Here is a 21,913-nt window from a genome sequence, read left to right on the forward strand (position 1 = left end):
CGGCCGTGGCGGCCTTGGCGGCCATTTCGACAAGGCGCGTCCGCTCAATGGCGATTGCCGCCTGATCGGCGAACGACTGCAGCGCGCTGACGGTGGCCGTCGGCACTAGATCGTTGGCTTCGTCAGCGGTGATGCCCAGTACCCCTATCGGACCCGCCGACGACATCAGAGGCCGGAAATGGAACGTGGCGGATGGCATGGTCTCAGTGTGACGGCCGGCTGGCTCGCCCTTGCGCAGCGCCCAGCGGGCGGCCGCCCAGTCAGCCGTGCCAAGTGAGTCCTCGGGTGGCCAGCCGCCTTCGATGGCAAGCTCCCCAGCCGTTTCAAGAAGAACAATTGACTTACCCTTGATGACCGCTGACGATTGAGCGGAAAGAAGCCACAACACGTCGTCGAGCTTCGAGGCTCCGGCGAGCTTGCGTGAAAACTCGTAGAGAGCCTGTGTCGCCTCAGCGCGCTCTCGCGTGGCGGCGGCCTGCTCGCGCAGGCGCCCGGCGATGCTTCCTGTCGCGATCGCCACGACGAGAAAGATGACGAGACCGAAAAGCTCATGCGGCGAGGCGACCGTCAGGGTGTAGCGCGGCGCGATAAAAAAGAAGTTGAAGGCGAAGAACGAAAGGGCGGCGGCGGCGATCGCGGAATAGAGACCAAATCTGAGAGCGCAAACGATCACGGCGAACAGGAAGATCATCGAAAGATTGGGAAGCTCGGTGACGCGCTCGAGCAGCTTGCCGGCGATGACACCGACGGCCACAGCACCGGCTGCGCCCAGTCCGCCCATCCAGAGGGCGCTTGTCTCAGGAACGGGTGGCAACCGGCGGCGCGGCACGGGCGGCTGATCCGGCGCGATGATCGTGATCGAGATGCCCATTGCGTCCGCAATGATGGCGTCGGAGAGGGACGGGCGGAACAGGCGGCCGAGAGGTCGAGGCGGACCGTGGCCGATGACGATTTGGGTGATGTTGTTGCGCTTCGCGTAGGCAAGGATCTCGGCCGCGAGGTCCCGCGCATCGACGCGAACCGTCGTGGCACCCAACCTCTCCGCGAGCCGCATCGACTTATCAATACGGCGCAACTCTGCCCGGTCCGTGGTTTCGCGCTCGCTCTGGGCGAGGTGGATTGCGATCCAGTCCGATTTCAGGGCGGCCGCCATGCGGGCGGCCGCACGCACGATCTTCTCCGAATGCTCGTCGCTTCCGACACAGACGAGAAGCCGCTCGGCGGTTGGCCAAGGGCCGTCGATGCCGCGTTGGCGCAACTGCGTGAGCATCTGCTCGTCGACGCGATCCGCCGCGCGCCTGAGTGCCAGCTCGCGCAGTGCAGTGAGCGTGCTCAACTGGAAGAACTTGTCGAGGGCGCGCCGTACGTTCTCGGGGACGTAGACCTTTCCGTCCCGAAGACGCTGCAGCAGCTCTTCGGGCGGGAGATCGACCATGACGATCTCATCGGCCCGTTCGAGTACCCTGTCGGGGACCGTCTCGCGCACCGTGACCCCGGAAATGCGCTGGACGACGTCCGTCAAACTTTCGAGATGCTGGATGTTGAGTGTGGTCCAGACATCGATACCCGCTTGCAGCACGCCATCCACGTCCTGGTAGCGCTTCGGATGGACGAGACCCGGCGCATTCGAGTGGGCGAACTCGTCGACCAGCAACAGCTTCGGCCGCCGCGCGATGGCGGCATCGATGTCGAACTCCATGAATGTGCGATTGCGGTACGCGACTGTCTGGCGCGGGAGTATCTCGAGTCCGTCGAGGAGAGCCGCCGTCTCCGAACGTCCGTGCGTTTCGACGACACCCACGACCACGTCAACACTCTGGGACTTCAGCGCGCGCGCGGCGGACAGCATGGCGTAGGTCTTGCCGACACCGGGCGCCATGCCGAGAAAAACCTTGAGCTTGCCGCGCGTATCCTTCGCGGCAAGCTCGAGCAGTGCCTTTGGTGAGGGCCGGCGCGTTTCGCCGGTGCCGGTGGTATTAGCCATAGTCGCTATTTTATCCGGGGTTGCCGCCCAAGGCCTCGTCAATCGCAAGATTGAGGAGGAGAACGTTAACGCGCGGCACGCCCAGGACGCCCAAATCCGGTTGCTCGGTGTTTGCCGCGACAATGGCCTGGATGCGGTTCTCCGGCACGCCGCGCGCCTTGGCGACGCGCGCCATCTGGACAGCGGCATAAGCCGGGCTGATATGCGGGTCGAGACCGCTGCCCGAAGCGGTGACGGCGTCCCCCGGGATGCTGGCTTCGCCGTCGCGCCGCACGATCTCGGCGTCTGTCTTGACCCGATCGATCAGCTTGGCTGAGAGCGGTCCCAGGTTCGAGCCCGACGACGCGGAGGCGTCGTATCCCGTCGAGCCCGCCGCCGATGGCCGACCGTGGAAATAGCGGTCCGACGTGAAGGCCTGACCGATCAGCGACGACCCGACGATCTTGCCGTCTCGCGCCAACGGGCTCCCTGCGGACTCATTCGGGAACGCCAGTTGCGCTATTCCGGTGATGGCAAGCGGATAGACGACTCCGGCCAGAAGGGTGAAGGCGAGGAGGACGGCAAACGCCGGGCGAACGATTGTGTGCATGGGACCTGCTCCTTATGCGAGGCCGAGGGCGGACACGGCCAGATCGACCAGCTTGATGCCGATGAACGGAACAACAAGCCCGCCCAGGCCATAGATGAGAAGATTGCGCCGCAAGAGCGCGCTTGCCCCCGAAGGCCGATAGCTCACGCCTTTCAGGGCCAGCGGGATGAGCGCAATGATGATCAGCGCGTTGAAGATGACGGCCGACAGGATCGCGCTCTCGGGCGACGCCAGGCCCATGATGTTCAGCGCATCGAGCTCCGGGTACGTGGCGACGAACAGCGCAGGGATGATCGCGAAGTACTTGGCGACGTCGTTGGCGATCGAGAACGTGGTGAGGGAGCCGCGCGTCATCAGCAACTGCTTGCCGATCTCCGTGATCTCGATGAGCTTGGTGGGGTCGCTGTCGAGATCCACCATGTTGCCGGCCTCGCGCGCCGCTTGCGTGCCGGTCTGCATGGCGACGCCGACGTCGGCCTGGGCAAGTGCCGGCGCGTCGTTGGTGCCATCGCCGCACATGGCGATCAGGCGGCCCTTCGCTTGCTCCGACTTGATGTAGGCGAGCTTGTCCTGCGGCGTCGCTTCGGCGATGTAGTCGTCGACACCCGCCTCGGAGGCGATGGCTGCCGCCGTCACGGGGTTGTCGCCGGTGACCATCACCGTCTTGATGCTCATCTGCCGCAGGGCCGCGAAGCGCGCCTTCACATCGGGTTTCACGACATCCTTGAGATGGATGACGCCGACGAGATCCTTGCCATCGGCCACGGCCAGCGGCGTACCGCCGGTTTTCGATATGGCGAGCACAGCCTCGCGAAAGACGGCTGGCGTGCGATCTGTTGCCAGGCCGACGCCGGCCAGAACGGCATCGACAGCGCCCTTGCGCAGGCTGCGGCCGTCGATGTCGATACCCGAGAGGCGGGTCTGCGCCGAGAACGGGATCACGGCCGTGGGCGCGTGTATCTCTGTGCCGACGCCATAGCTTCCGCGTGCCAAGGCGACAATGGAACGGCCTTCCGGTGTCTCGTCGGCCAGGGAAGCCAGATGCGCGGCCTCGGCGACGTCGCGCTCGCTCCGCCCCGGCACCGGGACGAACGCCGTGGCAAGGCGGTTGCCGAAGGTGATCGTACCCGTCTTGTCGAGAAGCAGCGTATCGACATCGCCCGCGGCTTCGACGGCGCGTCCCGAGGTGGCGACGACGTTGAAGCGGATCAGGCGGTCCATGCCGGCGATGCCGATGGCTGACAGAAGCCCGCCGATGGTGGTCGGAATAAGAGTTACGAGCAGTGCGACCAGCACCGTCACCGACAGGACGGTGCCCGAGTAGCCCGCGATGCCCCATAGCGTCACGACGGTGATCAAAAGGATCAGCGTCATGCCGGAAAGCAGGGTCGAGAGGGCGAGCTCGTTCGGTGTCTTTTGCCGCTCGGCGCCTTCGACGAGCGCGATCATGCGGTCCAGAAACGACGAACCGGGCGCGGCGGTGACGCGAACCTTGATCCAGTCGGACAGAACGACCGTGCCGCCGGTGACGGCCGAGCGGTCGCCGCCGGATTCGCGGATGACGGGCGCGGATTCACCCGTGATCGCACTTTCGTTGATCGATGCGATGCCCTCGATGACCTCTCCGTCGGCCGGGATCGTGTCCCCGGCTTCCACCAGCACGACGTCGCCTTCCTTCAGGTCATAGGCTTCGCGCGGCTCCCAGGGATCATCTCTGCTGTCGTCGGCATGCAGCATCAGCTTGGCCATCGTGTCGCTGCGCGTGCGGCGGAGCGCGTCCGCCTGCGCCTTGCCGCGACCCTCTGCGACGGCCTCGGCGAAATTGGCGAATAGCACCGTGAACCAGAGCCAGGCGGCGATCTGGCCGGTGAAGGCGAGCCCCTCTTGTCCCGTGATCGCATCGCGGACGTAGATCAGCGTTACGAGCGCCGCCACGACGCCGGTGACGAACATGACCGGGTTCCGCACCAATTTCTGCGGCGCGAGTTTTTTCACCGCATCGATGGCCGCGCGGCGCAGGATCGTTTGATCCAGGATGGCGATTGCCTCTGACTTACTCATGACTGTCTCCTTAGAGCGTCTTGCCGGCCAGCATCAGGACATGCTCGACGACAGGGCCGAGAGCGAGCGCCGGGAAGTACTGCAGGCCGCCGAGGATCAGGATCACGCCGACGAGCAGCCCTATGAAGAGGCTTCCGTGCGTCGGAAATGTCCCTGACGACGCGCCGGCCTTGGTCTTGGCGGCGATCGCGCCGGCCATGGCCATGACGGGCACGACATAGGCAAAGCGGCCGAACATCATGGCGAGGCCAAGCGTGGTGTTGAACCAGGGCGTGTTGGCGTTGAGCCCCGCGAAGGCGGAGCCGTTGTTGCCCGCGGCCGACGAGTAGGCGTAAAGAATTTCCGTCAAGCCGTGCGGACCTGCGTTGGCGAGGCTCGACAGCGCGGCTGGAAGCGTGGCCGCGACGGCCGTGAAACCCAGGATGAAAAGTGGCAGGATGAGAATGGCCAGCACGGCGAACTTCATCTCGCGCGCTTCGATCTTCTTGCCGAGGTACTCGGGCGTGCGGCCGACCATCAATCCGGCGACGAAGACGGCGAGGACGGCCATGACGATCATTCCGTAGAGACCCGATCCGACGCCACCGGGGAGAATCTCACCGAGCTGGATCATGAACAGCGGGACGAGACCGCCGAGGGGCGTCAGAGAGTCGTGCATCGCGTTGACGGCACCGCACGAGAGACCGGTTGTTGCTGCGACGTAGAGCGCCGTCAGCGCTTGGCCGAAACGGATCTCCTTGCCTTCCATGTTGCCCTGGGAGGGATCGACTCCGGCCGCGGCGAGCAGAGGGTTGCCTGCCATTTCCGATGCGTAGACGATGGCTGTTCCGGCGATCAGCAAGAGCCACATGACGGCCAGCAGCGCAAAGCCCTGCCTGCGGTCGCCGACCATGCGGCCGAACGTGAATGTCATCGCAGTCGAGATCAGGAGCATGCTCCAGATGGACAGCACATTGGACCAGGCGCTTGGGTTCTCGAACGGGTGCGCGGCGTTGGCGTTGAAGAAGCCACCGCCGTTGGTGCCCAGCTGTTTGATGGCTTCCTGGCTCGCGACAGGGCCGACGGCAATCGTCTGTTTGGCGCCTTCAAGAGTGGCCGCCTCGAAGTTGGGGGCGAGGGTCTGGGGCATACCGGTCGCGACGAAGGCGATAGCGAGCAGGATCGAGAGCGGCAGCAGCACATAGAGCGTGGCGCGCGTGACATCGACCCAGAAGTTGCCGATTTCCCTGGCGCCACTGCGTGCGAAGGCACGCGTCACCGCGATCGCCAGAGCGATGCCGGTGGCGGCGGAGAGGAAGTTCTGCACGGCGAGGCCCGTCATCTGCGTGAGATGGCTCATGGTCGTCTCACCGCCGTAGGACTGCCAGTTCGTATTGGATACGAAGCTGACGGCCGTGTTGTAGGCGAGGTCGGGCGTCAGGCCGGAGAACCCCTGCGGGTTCAGGGGCAGGCCCCCTTGCACGCGCATCATTGCGTAAAGGAGGAGGAAGCCTGCGGCGTTGAGCGCCAGCATGGCCAGGGTGTAGCCGACCCAGGTCTGCTCCCTGTCGCGCCTGATGCCCGCTGCTGCGTAGATCGCGCGTTCGACGGGCGCGAGCACGGGCGACAGAAGCGTCTGATCTCCCGCGAAGACGCGGGCCATGTAGTTTCCAAGCGGCCATGCCGCCGCGAGAACCGCGCTCAGCACGAGGGCGATTTCCAACCAACCTTGAAATGTCATGGAATGAGCCCTCCAAGGCTCTTAGAACGCCGCTCTCCGAACCGCCCTTCAGAATCGGTCCGGCCGGATGAGCGTGTAGACGAGGTAGATGCCGAGGCCGATAGCGACGGCAAGTCCGATGATCGGATCGCTCATGACAGCCTCACAGTCTTTTGCAGAGCGCGACGTACCCGGCCATGAGCGCAAAGCTTCCGAGGCCGAGGACGAGATAAATGGTATCGAGCATGTGCTTCGCTCCTGTTGCTCACGGGCGAGACATAGGGCGGGCTACATCAAGACTCGATTGGGAAGTGCGGACGCCGGCATAAAGACCGCATAAAGATCGCTTCGGCCGTACGCTCATGAGCTAGGGGGAATTTGCGGACTGGCGTGCGCATGCCAAGACCAACGAGTTTGATCCACTCCTTCGAGGTCCAGCTTCAGTCTTTGAGACAGTGACAAACTTGTAGAGCAAACGCCGAGATCGCCATTGTTGCCAACCACGTCCCTGTACCGCCGACCATCCGGCCGCCGATCCGCGATCTGCCCTCCACATGCTACGCTAGCAAAGCGATTCGCGGCCCGCGGAGACTGCTCATGAACGAGCGCGTCAAGGCGATCCTTCACACGGCGCTCAGGCTCTCGCCCGAGGAACGGGAGGAGCTGGCGAGGACGCTCATGGACACCCTCGGCGCGGATCCTGCCGAGACGGATCAGCTTTTGGCCGCGAGCGATGCGTCAAGCGGCGCGGCCGACGAGGCGCCGCAGCAGCCCGCGTCCGACGTCCTCGCGAAGTATCTCGACATCTGACGGTGAATTGGCGAACGCGGGCCGGCGTCCGGCTTGCATCGGCGGCGGCCCTATCCTACTGCGCGACGGCGAACAGGATGGTGTCCGTGTAGGTGGTCGACTGGTGGCGAATATACAGTTTGTAGTCTGGCACATACTCGCGCAACAGCTCGGGAATGCGCAGCATGTCCTCCACCTTGTGATAGAGGCAGACGGCAAGCTTCGGCTTGTGCGCGCGAATGGTCTGCTCCGCGCCTCGTAGCGCGTCGAACTCGGCCCCTTCTATATCCATTTTTATTATGTCCGCGCGCGCACCGTTCAACACAGCATCAATGGTGGTGACGGGAATGCGGATCGCGGCCTCCGCATTTTCCTCCGTCGAGATGGCGGAGAACACGCCGTCCGAGCAGAAGGACACCACGCCCTCCTCGCGAAAGACGCCTTTCTCGATCAACGAGATCCGCGGATTCGCGCTTGCCATGTGGCGCAAGCCAAGCCGCATGGCGTCATCGGGCTCGAAAACATAGATGTGCCCGTATCCCTTGCTTGCGGTCTCTATAAAGAGGCGAACGGTATCGCCGTTGTAAGCGCCACAGTCGAGATAGACGGCTTCCGCGGGAGGCGCCAAAAGGGAGCGGAACAGGTACCAGTCGTCTTTGCCGGTGTAGGCCCGCTGGAAATCTTTCCGGTCACCCGTGAGATGCGCCTTGATCACGTTCATCAGCGCATCACGCGAGGCATCATCGGCCAGGCTGGAAAGCAACGCTTCCAACTTCTGCTGGTGGCGGAAGACGAAATTCCGGAGCTCGTGGGTCTTGAAAAAGCGCGTGCATTCGAAGTCCAGATCGCTGACCCGGTCGGGATCCGTCTTTTGCACGAGCTCCTGATAGATTTCGTCGAAGTACACGGGCGTGGAGATGACGAAGGTCGCGTCGGGAAATCTGCCGAGCGCATCATTCAGCGCAAAAATGTCGTACGTGTCCCTGAAGCGCGTGCCGTGCTTTGCGGGATTGGAATCGCAGATGCCTGCGATGCTGAATCCCGCGTCCTCCAGCTTGTCGAGGATCGAGGGCATCGCAGATCCCGCCCCGTAAAGCAGAATGGGCTTTCCGCTGCCGGCCTGCTTTAGAAAGCGGCCCATCTTGCTTTCGAGGTGCTCAAGGGATGATAGCATTTCCACTCCCTTCCAACGACGCAGACGACGTGTCAGGCGGCGCGGCCGACGAGGCGGCGCAGGAGCCCGCTCCCGACCTCCTCGCGAAGAATCTGGACATCTGACAGCGAGTTGGCGAACGCGGGGGCGGTGTCCGGCGGCAACGCGTTCTCGGCGATCAAGGCCCGGAGCTGGTCCAGCTCATATTCCACCGAAGCAAGCGTCTCCTCCGCCTGGGCCTGTCCGGCGCGCGCCTTGCCGACGTCGGCCGAGAACTCCTCAAGCGCACGTTGGATGACCGAAAAGGCGGCGTCGCTATCCAGGCCCATGGAGTTATCCTCCCAATCCACAGGCGATGCGTATCCGATTCCTTGTGGCGCCGATGAGGCGAGCGGAGGTTTTGCGCAATTTCACAGGTTGCAGCGGCGCTCATCCTGACGAGCGCGATCACGGCTCAGCCCAACAGGGCCTCTGGGGCTTCGGCCTCGCCATAGAGCGTCATCATCGGCTCGTCATCGAGGATCGCCTCCTCGTATTTGCCATAGCCGTTGAAGTCGCCGGCGATGGCGCGTCCGTAGGCACCGACGTTGCCGATCTCGAGATAATCGCCCTCGCGAATGCAGTCCGGCAGCAGGAACGGGCCCTTCATGTGGTCGATCGAGTCGCAGGTCGGGCCCCACAGCTCGTAGGGGATGAGCGTCTCGTTGGCCGGCTCGCGGTTGACGAGGCGAACCGGATATATCCATCCAAGGTGAGCGGCATCGAACAGCACGCCGTAACCGCCGTCGTTGATGAAGAGATCGCTGCCGCGGCGAGCCTCCACGCGCACGATCAGGCTTTCGGCCTCGGCGACGAGCGCGCGGCCGGGCTCGCACATCAGGCGCACGTCCTCGCGCACGGGAAGCTTGTTCACGCCCTCCTCGATGGCAGACAGGAAGCGCGTGAGCGGCGCCGGCTGCATGCCCGGGTAGATCGACGGAAAGCCGCCGCCCACATCGAGACGATCGACGACGACCCCCGCCTTGCCGATCAGGCTCTGCACCTCGGCGAGCGCATTGATGTAGGCATCCGGCGTCATGGTCTGCGAGCCGACGTGGAAGGTAATGCCCAGCTCTGCCGCCACCTGGCGCGTCTTCATCAGAACACGCGCCGCCTTTTGGCCGCTCACGCCGAACTTGCGCTCGAGCGGGATGCGGCTGTTGATGGCCGGAACGGCAATGCGGACGAACAGGGCGAGATCACGCGCCGGGCCCGCAGGTCCGGCGGTCTCCTCGACGATCTTTCTCAGCTCGTCCTCGGTATCGAGCGAAAAGCTCCTGACGCCGTGCTCATGGTAGGCGCGGCGGATGCTCTCGCGCGACTTCACCGGATGCATGAAATGCAGCTCGGCGCCGGGAATCGTCGCCGCATCCTCGATCTCGGGAATCGAGGCCACGTCAAAATGGCGGATACCGGCCCCGTACAGCGCGCCGATCAGAAAGACCGAGCTGTTGGCCTTGTAGGCATAGGCCACGTCGCCGTTGAAATTGTCGATGAACCAGCGGGCAGCGCGGGCGGCGGCGTGGGGCCGAGCGCACACCACCGGACGCTCCGGCTTGCGGACGGCAACAAGGTCTGCCGCTGAGGCATACCGCTCCATGTCTACGGACCTCCACCAACTCGGGTTGGACCAGAAGCGCCGTGCGAAGCGAAATCGCCGCCGTGCGTGCGCTGCATTTAGGACCTCGAGGCCCCCATGTAAAGACCCTTTGATCGTTGAGAGGCTTAACTAATCCCGACGGCCGCCATAGCGGAGTTTTGTGACACTACTACCGGCACGGAGGGGAAAACCGCGCAGGGGCCTCTGCAGACTGAGACAGCTTCAAATCGGCGTGGGTGTACCGGTGGGCTCCGGTGCCGTTTGCAGGGGCGCGTCTTGCTCCAGCAGACGGCAAACGGAGGCGGCGCTCGAGGCATCGTGCTCGGAAAGCGCGTTCTCGACGTTCAAAATCTCGACCGTGCCGTCGCGTACGACCATGGCGTAGCGGTTGGAGCGGATGCCCAATCCGAACTCCGAAAGATCGACGGCCAAGCCCGAGCGCATGGCAAAATCGGCGTTGCCATCGGCGAGCATCAGCACCTTGCGCTGTGCGCCATGATCGCGCGCCCAGCGATGAAGAACGAAGACGTCGTTGACGGCGGTGCACGCGACGACGTCGACCCCGTTCTTCTCCAACGTATCGACCAGCGACACGATGCCCGGCAAATGCTCCCTGTGGCATACGGGCGTGAAGGCTCCCGGCAAGCCGAACAGCGCGACACGGCGGCCCGCGAAGATGTCCATCGTCGATTTTTTCGACGCGGCACGTTTCTCCATCACGACGAAGGATGCTTCAGGAAGCCGCTCGCCCTCTTTGATCATGTCTTGCCCTCTCGCACTCACGCCTTCGGATGGAGGCACGCCATAGCGAGCCAAGCGCGCATAAGTTTGACACTTGGCCCGTGCGGCGATCCTTCGCAGCTCCGAAATGCCGAACGCATCCGATCGCCATACGAATGCCCGGTTCGGCTCAGAGCTTGCCCCTCTGATTGGGAAATCTCTATCGGCCGGACTGACTGCGCGTCGCGGATCGCCGCGCGCTCGGCGCGGCGGCATTTGCTCATTTGCATCATGAATGACGTGTTCTGCGTAAAAGGGTAGCTCATGACATTGGGCGGCGACGACGGACAGCCAACCACAGCGGAGGTTCTGGCCTCCATCCGGCGGACGATCAAAAGCGGTCAGCTCGACGAAATTCCGCCATCCGAAATTTCGCTACCGGCAGGTGCCGGGACATCGTCCGAACCGGACGACTTCGAACTGCCGGCAATGTTCCGCAGAGATCGCGAGGCTGCACCGGTGCTCACCGCCTCGCTGGTCGACCGGATCGGTGCTGCACTCGGCTCGCTCGACGAGACGAACGACCGAGCACGGCGCGAGCACGGCCCGGCACCCCTCTCGCCGACGCTGCCGACACTCGCGGCCGCGCGCGATCTTTCCGCCCTGGATATCGGCAAACCACGCGTGCCGCCTCAGCCGACAACGGCAGAGGTGATCCCCAGCGCCGACGCGGCGGCTCGGCCCAAGCCCGTGCCGCGGGAAATGCCTCTCTGTCGCGACCGGCTGGTGGTGCGCATGGCGGGACCCGTGGAGCCGCGCCTTTCTCCCGCGCCGCCTCCCGCCGTGCCGAAGGGCGCGATGGGAAGCTTCAACTATCTCCTCGGTGCCGTCGAGACTGGCCCATCCGACGAGGACGACGAGCGAGCGATGCCGCCGCCTCTGCCCCTGTCAGAACGGGCAGCCAGCGATCTCGACGCGAACGTGCTACGTCCCATGCTCAGGCAGTGGCTCGACGACAATATCAATCGCGTGCTCACCGAGGCGCTCATTCAGACGCTGCAACGCGACCGTCAATAAGCCTTCGGGCGCCTATTTTCTTTCCTGCGCGCGGCGGAGGGCTGCAGCGAGCGCGCTTTCGCCGGCGGGCTCCGGGCCGCGCTTCGGCGGCGGGGCGAAATTGCGGTTGCCTTGAGACGGGGCTCCGGACGGACGCGGCGCACCCGCGTTCGACGCGCCGCGCTCGATCTGGCCGGAGCGCATGGTCAGCGCGATGCGCTTCCTTTCGGCGTCGACCTCCTTGACGCGAACGCTGACGACATCGCCCACCTTCACCACCTCGCGCGGATCCTTCACGAAGCGATCTGCGAGCTCGGAGATGTGCACGAGCCCATCCTGGTGCACACCGATATCGACGAAGGCGCCGAAGGCGGCGACGTTGGTGACGGTGCCTTCGAGCTGCATGCCGGGCTTCAAGTCCGAGATCTTCTCCACGCCGTCCGCGAAGGTCGCGGTCTTGAACTCGGGGCGCGGATCGCGACCGGGCTTTTCAAGCTCGGCCAGGATATCCGTCACGGTCGGGACGCCGAAGCTCTGGTCGGCGAACTCGGCGGGCTTCAACGCCTTCAGGAAGGCGCGATCGCCGATCATGGCCTTCAAGGGACGTTTCGTCTTCTCCGAGATGCGCTCGACCACCTCATAGGCTTCCGGGTGCACGGCAGAGGCGTCGAGCGGATTGGTGCCGTTCATGATGCGCAGGAACCCTGCCGCCTGCTCGAAGGCTTTCGGTCCGAGACGCGGCACCTTCTTCAAGCTGGCTCGGGTCTTGAAGGCGCCATTCTCGTTGCGGAAGGCGACAATATTGGAAGCGAGCGTCTGATTGAGGCCAGAAACGCGCGTCAACAGCGGTACCGAGGCGGTGTTCACATCCACGCCCACGGAGTTCACGCAGTCCTCGACCACGGCATCGAGAGAGCGGGCGAGGCCGTTCTGGTCCACGTCATGCTGGTACTGGCCGACGCCGATGGCCTTGGGCTCGATCTTCACCAGCTCGGCCAGCGGATCCTGCAGGCGTCGTGCGATAGAGACGGCGCCGCGAAGCGAGACGTCGAGATCAGGAAACTCCTTGGCTGCCAATTCCGACGCCGAATAGACGGAGGCGCCGGCTTCCGAGACCATTACTTTCGTCAGCTTCAGCTGAGGCATCTTGCTCATCAGCTCGGCGACGAGCTTGTCGGTCTCGCGGCTGCCGGTGCCGTTGCCGACACTGACAAGGTCGACCTTGTGCTTGGCTGCAAGCGACGCAAGCGCGGCCAGCGAGCCCGTCCAATCGCGCTTCGGCTCGTGCGGATAGATGGTCGCGGTCTCGACCAGCTTTCCGGTGGCATCGACGATAGCGACCTTGACGCCGGTGCGCAGGCCCGGATCGAGACCCATGGTCACGCGCGGGCCGGCGGGGGCCGCAAGCAAGAGGTCCTTGAGGTTCGACGAGAAGACGGTGATGGCCTCGGCATCGGCGCGCTCCTTCAAGCGCGTGAGCAGATCCGAGGTTATGGTGGTGGCGAGGCGCGCCTTCCAGGCGAGGCGAACGGTCTCGCCGAGCCAAGCGTCGGCGGGGCGGCCCCTGTCGGCGATGCCGAACGCGGCGCGGATCTTGCCTTCGGCGGGATGGGCCTTGGTCTCGTCGTGCTCGACGTCGAGGTCGACATCGAGCACTCCCTCGTTGACGCCACGCAGGAGCGCAAGCGCGCGGTGGCTCGGCATGTCCTTGATCGCTTGCCCGAAGTCGAAATAGTCGGAGAACTTGGCGCCTTCCGTCTCCTTGCCTTTTTTCACTTTGGACGCGAGCTTGCCCTCGCCCCATTCCCATTCGCGCAGACCCTGTACGACATCCGCGCGCTCGCCGATGCGCTCGATCAGGATATGGCGCGCACCATCGAGGGCGGCCTTCTGGTCGGCAATGCCCTTGTCGGCGGAAATGAACTTCGCCGCTTCGGCCGCGGGATCGAGGCCCGGGTTGCCCAGCAGCGCATCCGCCAGCGGCTCGAGCCCCGCCTCGCGCGCGATCTGCGCCTTCGTGCGCCGCTTCGGCTTGTAGGGCGCGTAAACATCCTCCAGCTCGACCTTGGTCATGGCGGCGTTGACGGCGCGCGCAAGATCGGGCGTGAGCTTTCCCTGCTCCTCGATGCTCTTCAGGATCGACGCGCGGCGGTCCTCGAGCTCACGCAGATAGACCAAGCGCTCGGCCAACGTGCGGAGCTGCGTATCGTCGAGACCGCCGGTCTTCTCCTTGCGGTAGCGTGCGATGAAGGGGACCGTCGCACCCTCGTCCAGAAGCTCCACGGCGGCGGTCACCTGACCGGCCGCAACGCGCAATTCATCGGCGATACGCTGATTGATCTTGTCCATGGATGTGCCTTCAGAGACTAGGAGGCGCGCTGCTTCAGCTGCGCGGCGGGCGTGGCACCCTGGGGCGCTGTTTCATCCTCGAGGTCGAGGGCTGTCAAGCGCTCGCCGCGACCGCTGATGCGGGCGGCCGAGGCCGAGACCTTCTCAAGTGCCTTTGTCGACTGGCCAAAATAGCGCTCCAGGTCGGCAACGCGCTCCGCGAGGCGTGCCACGTCGCCGAGCAGCAATCCGACCTCGCGCTGAATGAGGCCGGCCTGATCCCGCATCTTGGCGTCCTTGATCACGGCTTGAACGGTTTGCACGGCCAGCATCAGAATATTGGGGGCCACAATCACCACGCGCGCCCGATGGGCGCGCTGTACGAGATCGGCGAAATGCTCGTGCAGGTCGCCATAGACCGATTCCGAGGGCACGAACATCATCGCCGTGTCCTGGGTTTCACCGGGGATCAGATATTTCTCCGCAATGTCGGCAATGTGGTGGCCGACCGCGGTGCGGATGGCGTCGCGTGCGGCCTTCTGCTCGTCCGATGTCCGCGCGAGGCGCAGGGCTTCGAAACCTTCGAGGGGAAATTTGGAATCGATCACAAGCGGGGCGGGCGTGTTCGGCAGCCGGATGACGCAGTCCGGGCGCTTGCCGTTCGAGAGCGTGGCCTGGAACTCGTAGGCACCCGCAGGCAGCGCATCGCGGATGATGGTTTCCATGCGCACCTGTCCGAAGGCGCCGCGCGCCTGCTTGTTGGTGAGCACGCCCGAAAGCGAGCCCACCTCCGACGACAAGGCGGCGAGGCTCTGCTTGGCTTCGGCAATCACCGCCAGGCGCTCGTTCAAGTTGGAGAGGCTTTCGGTGGTGCGCCGGCCGGCTTCGGCGAGATTGTCGCCCATGTGGCGGGCGAGCGTGTCGACGCGCTCGGTCAAGCGCTGGACGGTGTCGCTGTTCTGGCGCTGCGCCTCGGAGAGGCTGTCGGACAAACGGCGGCTCACGCCGTCGAGGGCTGTCCCCAACCGGGCCGCTACCTGCTCGACGCGTTCGTCGAGAGCATGTGCCTCCTCGGCCTGGCGGCGGACCGTCATCTCGCTCATGGCGGTCAGGCGGCCCTTGATCTCGGCAAACTCGGTGGCGGTGGCGCCGCTTTGGGGGCCACGCCTCAGAGCGACCCCCAGCACCAGCAGCAAAAGCGCCAACACCAAGGCACCGGCGACCAGAACGGGGTCGGCAGCATCGAGCGTCTCGCGCAGGCGCGCGAGCCACTCAGTCCATCGATCAGGCGCCGTTTCGACCATGGTTCTGCGATACCCGATTCGGGCGCCCAAAATTCGTCCGGAAAGGAAGGATCTCATTGCCGGCAGTGGGCATTCGCAAGGAGCTTGATCGTGCGCGCCGTTTTTGCCGTGCTTTTCGTCTTCCTCTCCTGCTCGGCGACGCGCGCGCAAGAGCCGGGCACGGATGCCGATGCGGCCGCTATCCGCTCAGTCCTCGCGCGCTGGTACAGCGAGCTTCGGCCGGGCGGCGAGCGCCGGCAATGGCAGCTCTATGCACCGGGCGCGATCGACGGCGGGCCAGCGGAAACCGAGATCAATCCGCACAGCCGCGCGCGGAGCCCCACCATCTCCAACGAGCTCGCCGCAAAAGCGCTGGATTTCACTTACGACGTGGACGTGCTCAAGATCGATCCCCGCTTCGCCAAGGCCGTGGTGTGGGAGCGCGGGTATTTTTACGCCTGGGCCGCGCAGAGGACCTACGAAAACGCCGCCTCGGCGCTTTTCGTGTTCGAGAAGCAGCCTGACGGACACTGGCTCATCCTGGCGCATCAAGCGAATTCGATCGGCATCCCGCCGAACAAGATCACCGATCCGATGCCGGATCTGCGCGAGCGCTTCTACAAGACGCTCGGCAAGGAGCGCGATCCGGATGCGGACGCGCGCAACGCAGGAAAATTCTAGGGCAACCGCTCTTCAATCTGGCGCCGGTCCGCCGCCGGGATCGATGGTGACGGAAATGGCCGCGCGACCTTCCATCGGCAGCGGATCGTCGGCTCCGATCAATGGCTGTGCGTTTGCCGGCGTGCGCTCTCTGCGGCGGCGCGAGGTGTCAGAGGATTCGCGCGTCTTGGCCTCGCGCTCGGGCGCCGTTCTGAGGAACGTCCGCCAGTCATCGAGGAAGGCGAAGCGCTGGCGCTCGTAGTCGTAGGAAATGCCGGCCGGGCGGCGCGACTTGCGCTGGCAGATGGCGATTATCTTCTCTTCCCCGCTGCGCTCGAAGCGGAACTGATAGCCTGCGTCGCGGCCAGGCAGGGAGATGTTCACACCGGGGGCAACGAGATTGTCCGGCTCAAGCTCGTTCGGAAACAGCACCGTCGCCTTGCCGTCCTGGTCCACGTCGATCAGCGTCAGATAGCAAGCCTTGCCGACCGACGCGTGGATGGTGACGAGATCGCGCGGCCGATAGAAGGGTTGGTCGGCCCAGAGCAGAACGTCGATCTCCGCGCCGGAGGATGGCGGATCCTTGACGGCGGAGCCGGGCTTGGCGGCACCGTCAAGGGCATGAGACAAGCTTTCCCAAGCCGCGCGCGATATCGCACCGTACAGCAGGCGGCGGGCGGGGAGCAGGAAGTCCCCACCGACACCGGCCAGCGTCGCTGCCAAGGCGCGCGGGGTCACGCCACGCTCGGCGGCGGCACGCACGAGGTCGACACTGCGCTCCCACGTGCGGGCGAGGTTGCGTACGGCGCGCTGGCCGACAGCGTCGAAGGCGACGTCGAATGCGGGATCGACGGCGCCGGACGCATCTTTTGGTTTGGAGAGGATGCGCGCGGCGAGCCAATCGGCGGCTACCGCGTCGGTGCCTGCTGTCCTTGGCGCAGGCGCCGTGAGGCGCGCCCATTCGGCCGGAAGCACTGCGATCTGGCTGAGGCGTACGGCGAGGATTGCGCTTTCTTCTCCCAGCGTTTCGATTTCGAGGGGTCCGCGGTGGCGTGCGAGGCCAGCGAGCAGGGTGGCCGCTGTCTCGCGCGCCTCAGCGAGGCGCTGCGGGTTGGCGCAGCTGTTCCATAGATGGACCAGCGAAACGAAGCGCGTGTCGGCAGCTTCGACGACGCCGATCTTCTCCACCCACCGACCGATGAGGGCGTCCACCGCGGCGGGCATAACACCCGCGCGGCCGTGGCAGGCCTGTCGCCGCGCGGGCAAACTGTCGATCCAGTCGCGGACGACCTCGACGTCGGCGGGCGCCGGAGCGGAGCCGCCGTCACCCGGCGAGCCGGACTGGGCCGTCAATAGGCGCTGATAGATGCGGGAGGCGTCAGGCTCTTTCGGGACGACGAAACGCGGATCCTCGGCGAGAGCCGCCATGTCGAGGATGCCATCCCCGGCATAGGCTTCGCGGCATTCCGCGCAGCGCACGTCGAGCACGGCGCGCGCCCGCTCGGGCAACGGCCTTGCTTCATTCGCGGCCGCCTCCGCTACAGGCGTCGATGCGGGTGCAGGCTCGGCGGGCACGGCGCGAGCGGGCGCGATGCACAGCGCAGCAAGCAGCGCGAGCGTGCAGGCATTGCGCACGCGCTTCGCCGCCGCTTTTCTCTTCCACCCCGCCATGCCGGCTCCTCTCTCTCGCCAGATTAGCGGGCGCGCGCGTCCCCCGGCTAGAAGCCGTTTCGCAACAGCGCTGGTGTCAAAAAAAGTCGCTTGCAGTTGCCGCTCCCACTTCCATGGCGCTCCTTAACCATGCCGCCCGGATCGACCGCGCCGCCAGAGGCCGCAACAGTAGCCTCGGGGCATGGCGTGTCCTATGTGTGGGGTGCCCCTGCCGCGCAGCAGCGGCGTGACCCCACAATGGATTCCCCGACGGCTCATGGCGCATGGCGGAAAGCTCCTGATCGACCAGCTCGCGGCCCTTGGGGTCGCGCGCGTGTTCGAGGTTCCGGGCGAAAGCTTCCTGGCTGCGCTCGACGGCCTCTACGACACGCCCGCCGTGCGCACTGTCGTCTGCCGTCACGAAGGCGGCGCGGCCATGATGGCGGAGGCGACGGGGAAGCTCACGGGGCGGCCGGGCGTCGCGTTCGCCACGCGCGGGCCAGGCGTGGTCAACGCGGTTTCCGGCGTCTACGTCGCGCAGCAGGACGCTACGCCGATGATCCTGTTCGTCGGCCTGCCAACGACGCCGCTCGAGGAGCGGGCGCCCTTCCAAGAGATCGACATCGAGGCGCTGTTCTCGAAGATCGCCAAGTGGACGGCCGTGATCCGATCCGCGGATCGCATTCCGGAGTACGTCGCGCGCGCCTACAGCATTGCCGTCTCGGGACGTCCGGGGCCTGTCGTCATCGGCCTCCCCGAGAACGTCCTCTCGGCCGGAACGTCCGCTTCCGTTCATGCATTGCCGGCGCTGGCCGGTGCCGCACCCTCCGCCCGCGACATGAGCGACCTCGCGCAGCGACTCGGGGCTGCCGAGCGGCCGCTGCTCATTGTCGGCGGCCCGGGGTGGAGCCAGCCGGTGCAGCGGGCGATCGAGGATTTCGCGACGGCGTTCGACCTGCCGGTGGCGGCGGCGTTTCGCTGCCAGGACTACGTGGACAACCGGCATCCCTGTTACGTCGGGCATCTCGGTTTCACGACCGACCGCAAGCTCAAAGCGGGGCTCAAGGCGGCGGATCTCGTGATCGCCGTCGGGGCCGAGCTCGGCGACATCGCGACGGGCGGCTATGCACTGCTCGGCGGGCCGGAGCAGACATTCGTGCAGATCCATCCCGAACCCAGCGCCATCGTCGGCTATCGCGACGCGGCGCTCGCCATCGTGGCCACGTCAGGCGCGTTCGTGGAGGCCTTGCCCACCTTTGCGCCCAATCTGCGCGGCGCGGGGGACAGGCCATGGAAGAGATTCCGGCGTGATCTCCGGGCCGCCTACGAGGACAGCCTCGTTCCCAGGCCAACTCCCGGCGCCATTCGCCTGGAAGACGTCGTGACGGCCGTCTCGACGGCGTTGCCGGAGCGGGCGTTCGTCACCAACGGCGCCGGCAACTACTCGCAATGGGTGCATCGCTACTTTCAATTCAAGGGCTACCGCAGCGGGCTGGCTCCGACTTCCGGATCGATGGGATACGGACTGCCGGCGGCCATCGCTGCCAAGCTCGAGCATCCGGAACTGCCCGTCGTCTGCTTTGCCGGCGACGGATGCTTCGCGATGACCTTCAACGAGCTCGGGACGGCCGTGCAGTATGGGTTGCCGATGGTCATTCTGGTCGCGAGCAACGGCATGTACGGCACCATCCGCATGCACCAGGAGCGCAATTTCCCGGGCCGCCCGAACGGGACGACGCTGGTCAATCCGGACTTCGCGGCACTGGCGCGCGCGCACGGTGCGGAGGGAGCCACCGTGACGCGCAGCGAGGACTTCGAGGCCGTGTTCCGGGAGGCGCTGGTATCTGAAGTGCCGTTCGTCATCGACCTCCAGCAGGACCCCGAGGCGATCACACCGATGGAAACGCTGACGGCGGTGCGCGAAGGGGCGGCGACGTAGCGCGCAGGCGAGGCGGCTACTTGTCGACGCCTGGTCCCCCGCCCAGGGCAGACTTGATCGGACTAGGAGAGCTTCACAGGGAGCTGGGCTAGGGTTCGAATCCCAACCCGCTTTCGCCACACGAGGCTCGACGGGTCTACGGCGAGCCGTATATCGGGAAACCGCGCCAGCAGCCGTTCAAACGCTATCGCCGCTTCAGCGCGGGCGAGCTGGAACCCGAGGCAGAAATGCACACCCGTGCCGAACGAGAGATGGGGGTTCGGGTGGCGGGTGATGTCGAACCGATGTGGATCGTCGTACTGCGCCGGGTCGCGATTGGCAGCGGTCAGAAAACCCGCGACGCTATCGCCGCGCCTGAATTGGTGTCCCGCGAACACAATATCCTTCGTCGCCCAGCGGGGCTTGGTGAGCTGCACAGGCGAAACCTGGCGGAGGCATTCCTCGACGCAGAGCGGCATCATCGCCGGATCAGCCTGCAGGCGGTGCCGTTGATCGTCGTGGCGAAGTATCTCCAAAAAGCCGCCCGCGATCAGATGCGTCGTGGTTTCCTGCCCCGCCCCGAACAGCAGGAAGACCATCGAGACGATCTCGTCCTCGCTCAACTTTCGTCCGTTGATCTCCGCATCCTGGAGCGCAAAAATTAAACCGTCGGGCTTGGCGCCCCCGTCCGGCCGCGCGACCTTGCGCAGGTATCGGACGACGCTCAAAACACCCGGTATGGCGCGGACAACAGCACCGATGTTGGCCGTATCGCTCAGACCTCCAAGCCAGCGCTTGAAGCGCTCATGGTCCTTGTCCGGTAGTCCAAGCATCGCACAGATGACGGAGAGCGGCAGATCTCTGCAGAAGCCCTCCATCAGGTCCACCTCGCGGCGGTTTTCAAATCCGTCGAGCAACTGGTCGGCCACGGCCGTGATCATCGGCCGCATCGCTTGAATGCCGCGGCGCTGGAAGGCTTGGTCGACCAATCCCCTCAGATGCCGATGCTCGGGATCGTCTTTGCCGAGCATGTTGAGCGCCAAGAGGCCGAGCGAGCGCGGCAGAATCCTGATGATGCGCTCCTGCGTGAGACTGCCGGCGTTGGCCGGATCGCGGACGAACGTCTCCTTGTCCTTGAGCATTGCGCCGCAGGCCTCGTGCGAGACGCAAAGCAACATCTTTCCCAGGATCGGCAGTTTCATCCGCACCAATGGACCCCCCGTCGCCCGAATGCGTTCGAGCGTGCGCGCCGGATCGGCATGAAACGCCGGAGACACAATGTCGAAGTCTGTCTCGATCATTCTCGTCTCCGGCAGCGGGTTGCGTAGCTCATGACCACGGACCCACCTTGACGCAACACCATGTCGCTGCGTGGGCACCGTGGGACGCGAATTTCGCCACGCACACTGTCGATCCGAATTTCGCGCCCAGCCACATGGCGCGGCGGCGGCGGCTTGCAGCAAGAGCTTCTATGCGGCGCTCCGCGAGGCTTTGGACTCGGATCTGCCCTACGTCATCGCCCTCCGGCTCGACCCCGAGGCGATCACGCCAATGGAGACGCTGACAGCGGTGCGTGAAGGGGCGGCGACGTAGCGCGGAGTAAGGCGCGAATTACGGACCCGCCTTCGCGATTGCCGTCAATTCCGCCGCGCGCCCGGCGCTCGCGTACGACATGGCTTTGAGAGCCAATAGCACGCCCGTGCAGAGCGCGATGATGAGAACGCCATTCCACCCGGGAACATCGAGGGCGACAACCACCTCGTTTATGTTGTTTGCGCCTTCGTAGAATTCTCTCGGACCCTGCCACCAGCCAGTGATGAAGCGTCCCACGTACCAGACAATCGTCACGATCGCAGCGGCACGTATCCACGCGAACAGGATCGATTTCACATTGAAGCCTATGGGTACGCCCTTGAAGCCGGCCAGCCAGTCATCGTCCCCTTCGCGGACAATGTAGCTGCGGAGCGGGATGATCGGAATGAAGAAAATATAAAAGAAGCTCGTCCCTACGAAGCAGACACCAGGCACTTTGTCCACGCGCCCAAATAGAGCGTTCCAACCGCATATAAACATTCAAAACTCCCCCCCATCGCGATCAACCTTATCCCAGACGCATCATCCCATGTTACCTTGGCCCCACGCGCTGATCGCGTGCTGGTAGCGCCAAACAGCGCGCGTCTGCCGACAAGCCCCGAGGCACAGCCGGAGCATTGTCCGTGTCCTGAATTGCCGGGTCTGGGTGGACCCACTACGTCAGTAACTTGATACACGATGCCGGTGATCGGCGGTATGCTGAAAGTATTTACCCGCGCGGCTACCGCAGGCTGCCGACCTAGAGGCCTTGTCAATCCCGGTGTTTGCGGTTAGACAGCGCCTATCTCACA

General features: G+C 64.8%; 18 protein-coding genes. 4 read left to right on the forward strand and 14 right to left on the reverse strand.

Going from position 1 to position 21,913, the window contains the following annotated elements:
* From QZV93_RS07470 to kdpF, 5 genes are all read right to left on the reverse strand, one after another.
* Positions 1-1,984, reverse strand: a 1,984-nt coding sequence (locus tag QZV93_RS07470) for a DUF4118 domain-containing protein (protein WP_295557266.1), incomplete at its 3' end; no start/stop codon positions are given.
* Positions 1,985-1,994: 10 nt separating this feature from the next.
* The gene (gene kdpC, locus QZV93_RS07475) at positions 1,995-2,573 is read right to left on the reverse strand and encodes a potassium-transporting ATPase subunit KdpC (RefSeq protein WP_295557268.1); all 579 of its coding nucleotides are present in this window, start codon (positions 2,571-2,573) and stop codon (positions 1,995-1,997) included.
* A gap of 12 nt (positions 2,574-2,585) precedes the next feature.
* The gene (gene kdpB, locus QZV93_RS07480; RefSeq protein WP_295557269.1) at positions 2,586-4,634 is read right to left on the reverse strand and encodes a potassium-transporting ATPase subunit KdpB; all 2,049 of its coding nucleotides are present in this window, start codon (positions 4,632-4,634) and stop codon (positions 2,586-2,588) included.
* Positions 4,635-4,644: 10 nt separating this feature from the next.
* A complete protein-coding gene (gene kdpA / locus QZV93_RS07485) occupies positions 4,645-6,354 on the reverse strand; it encodes a potassium-transporting ATPase subunit KdpA (RefSeq protein WP_295557271.1) in 1,710 nt (569 codons plus the stop codon).
* A 48-nt stretch (positions 6,355-6,402) separates the two neighbouring features.
* Positions 6,403-6,489 (reverse strand): K(+)-transporting ATPase subunit F, encoded by an 87-nt coding sequence (gene kdpF / locus QZV93_RS17595; RefSeq protein WP_363156753.1) that lies wholly within the window; start codon positions 6,487-6,489, stop codon positions 6,403-6,405.
* Positions 6,490-6,930: 441 nt separating this feature from the next.
* On the opposite strand from kdpF, the gene QZV93_RS07490 reads away from it, so the two are divergent.
* Positions 6,931-7,143 (forward strand): hypothetical protein, encoded by a 213-nt coding sequence (locus tag QZV93_RS07490; RefSeq protein WP_295557272.1) that lies wholly within the window; start codon positions 6,931-6,933, stop codon positions 7,141-7,143.
* A gap of 55 nt (positions 7,144-7,198) precedes the next feature.
* On the opposite strand, the gene QZV93_RS07495 is transcribed toward QZV93_RS07490, so the two are convergent.
* The 4 genes from QZV93_RS07495 to QZV93_RS07510 all read right to left on the reverse strand — a co-directional run bounded on the left by QZV93_RS07495 (position 7,199) and on the right by QZV93_RS07510 (position 10,676).
* Positions 7,199-8,296: an FkbM family methyltransferase gene (locus QZV93_RS07495; RefSeq protein ID WP_295557273.1), complete on the reverse strand. Its 1,098-nt coding sequence runs from the start codon at positions 8,294-8,296 to the stop codon at positions 7,199-7,201.
* A 32-nt stretch (positions 8,297-8,328) separates the two neighbouring features.
* The gene (locus QZV93_RS07500) at positions 8,329-8,604 is read right to left on the reverse strand and encodes a hypothetical protein (protein WP_295557275.1); all 276 of its coding nucleotides are present in this window, start codon (positions 8,602-8,604) and stop codon (positions 8,329-8,331) included.
* A gap of 125 nt (positions 8,605-8,729) precedes the next feature.
* Positions 8,730-9,914: a type III PLP-dependent enzyme gene (locus tag QZV93_RS07505; protein WP_295557277.1), complete on the reverse strand. Its 1,185-nt coding sequence runs from the start codon at positions 9,912-9,914 to the stop codon at positions 8,730-8,732.
* Between the two features lie 222 nt (positions 9,915-10,136).
* Positions 10,137-10,676 (reverse strand): peroxiredoxin, encoded by a 540-nt coding sequence (locus QZV93_RS07510; RefSeq protein ID WP_295557279.1) that lies wholly within the window; start codon positions 10,674-10,676, stop codon positions 10,137-10,139.
* Between the two features lie 282 nt (positions 10,677-10,958).
* On the opposite strand from QZV93_RS07510, the gene QZV93_RS07515 reads away from it, so the two are divergent.
* Positions 10,959-11,711: a DUF2497 domain-containing protein gene (locus QZV93_RS07515; protein WP_295557281.1), complete on the forward strand. Its 753-nt coding sequence runs from the start codon at positions 10,959-10,961 to the stop codon at positions 11,709-11,711.
* A gap of 12 nt (positions 11,712-11,723) precedes the next feature.
* Here QZV93_RS07515 and QZV93_RS07520 read toward each other — a convergent pair whose 3' ends face one another.
* Entirely contained in the window at positions 11,724-14,039 is a 2,316-nt protein-coding gene (locus tag QZV93_RS07520) for a Tex family protein (RefSeq protein WP_295557282.1), read from the reverse strand.
* A 17-nt stretch (positions 14,040-14,056) separates the two neighbouring features.
* Complete coding sequence (gene rmuC / locus QZV93_RS07525) at positions 14,057-15,322, reverse strand: DNA recombination protein RmuC (RefSeq protein ID WP_295557284.1); 1,266 nt, start codon at positions 15,320-15,322, stop codon at positions 14,057-14,059.
* A gap of 90 nt (positions 15,323-15,412) precedes the next feature.
* Here rmuC and QZV93_RS07530 point away from each other — a divergent pair, with 90 nt between their 5' ends.
* Complete coding sequence (locus tag QZV93_RS07530; protein ID WP_295557285.1) at positions 15,413-15,982, forward strand: hypothetical protein; 570 nt, start codon at positions 15,413-15,415, stop codon at positions 15,980-15,982.
* 12 nt (positions 15,983-15,994) lie between these two features.
* Here QZV93_RS07530 and QZV93_RS07535 read toward each other — a convergent pair whose 3' ends face one another.
* Entirely contained in the window at positions 15,995-17,632 is a 1,638-nt protein-coding gene (locus QZV93_RS07535) for a DUF4384 domain-containing protein (protein WP_295557286.1), read from the reverse strand.
* Positions 17,633-17,888: 256 nt separating this feature from the next.
* Between QZV93_RS07535 and QZV93_RS07540 the strand changes: the two genes are divergently transcribed.
* Positions 17,889-19,550, forward strand: a complete 1,662-nt coding sequence (locus tag QZV93_RS07540; protein WP_295557288.1) for a thiamine pyrophosphate-dependent enzyme — start codon at positions 17,889-17,891, stop codon at positions 19,548-19,550.
* A gap of 62 nt (positions 19,551-19,612) precedes the next feature.
* Here QZV93_RS07540 and QZV93_RS07545 read toward each other — a convergent pair whose 3' ends face one another.
* Both QZV93_RS07545 and QZV93_RS07550 read right to left on the reverse strand, forming a co-directional pair.
* Positions 19,613-20,992, reverse strand: coding sequence for a cytochrome P450 (locus QZV93_RS07545; RefSeq protein ID WP_295557289.1), 1,380 nt, complete (start codon positions 20,990-20,992; stop codon positions 19,613-19,615).
* Positions 20,993-21,140: 148 nt separating this feature from the next.
* Positions 21,141-21,602: a hypothetical protein gene (locus tag QZV93_RS07550; protein WP_295557291.1), complete on the reverse strand. Its 462-nt coding sequence runs from the start codon at positions 21,600-21,602 to the stop codon at positions 21,141-21,143.
* Positions 21,603-21,913: the final 311 nt, after the last annotated feature.

This window comes from uncultured Hyphomicrobium sp. (assembly GCF_902826555.1).
Classification (GTDB): Bacteria; Pseudomonadota; Alphaproteobacteria; order Rhizobiales; family Hyphomicrobiaceae; genus Hyphomicrobium_C.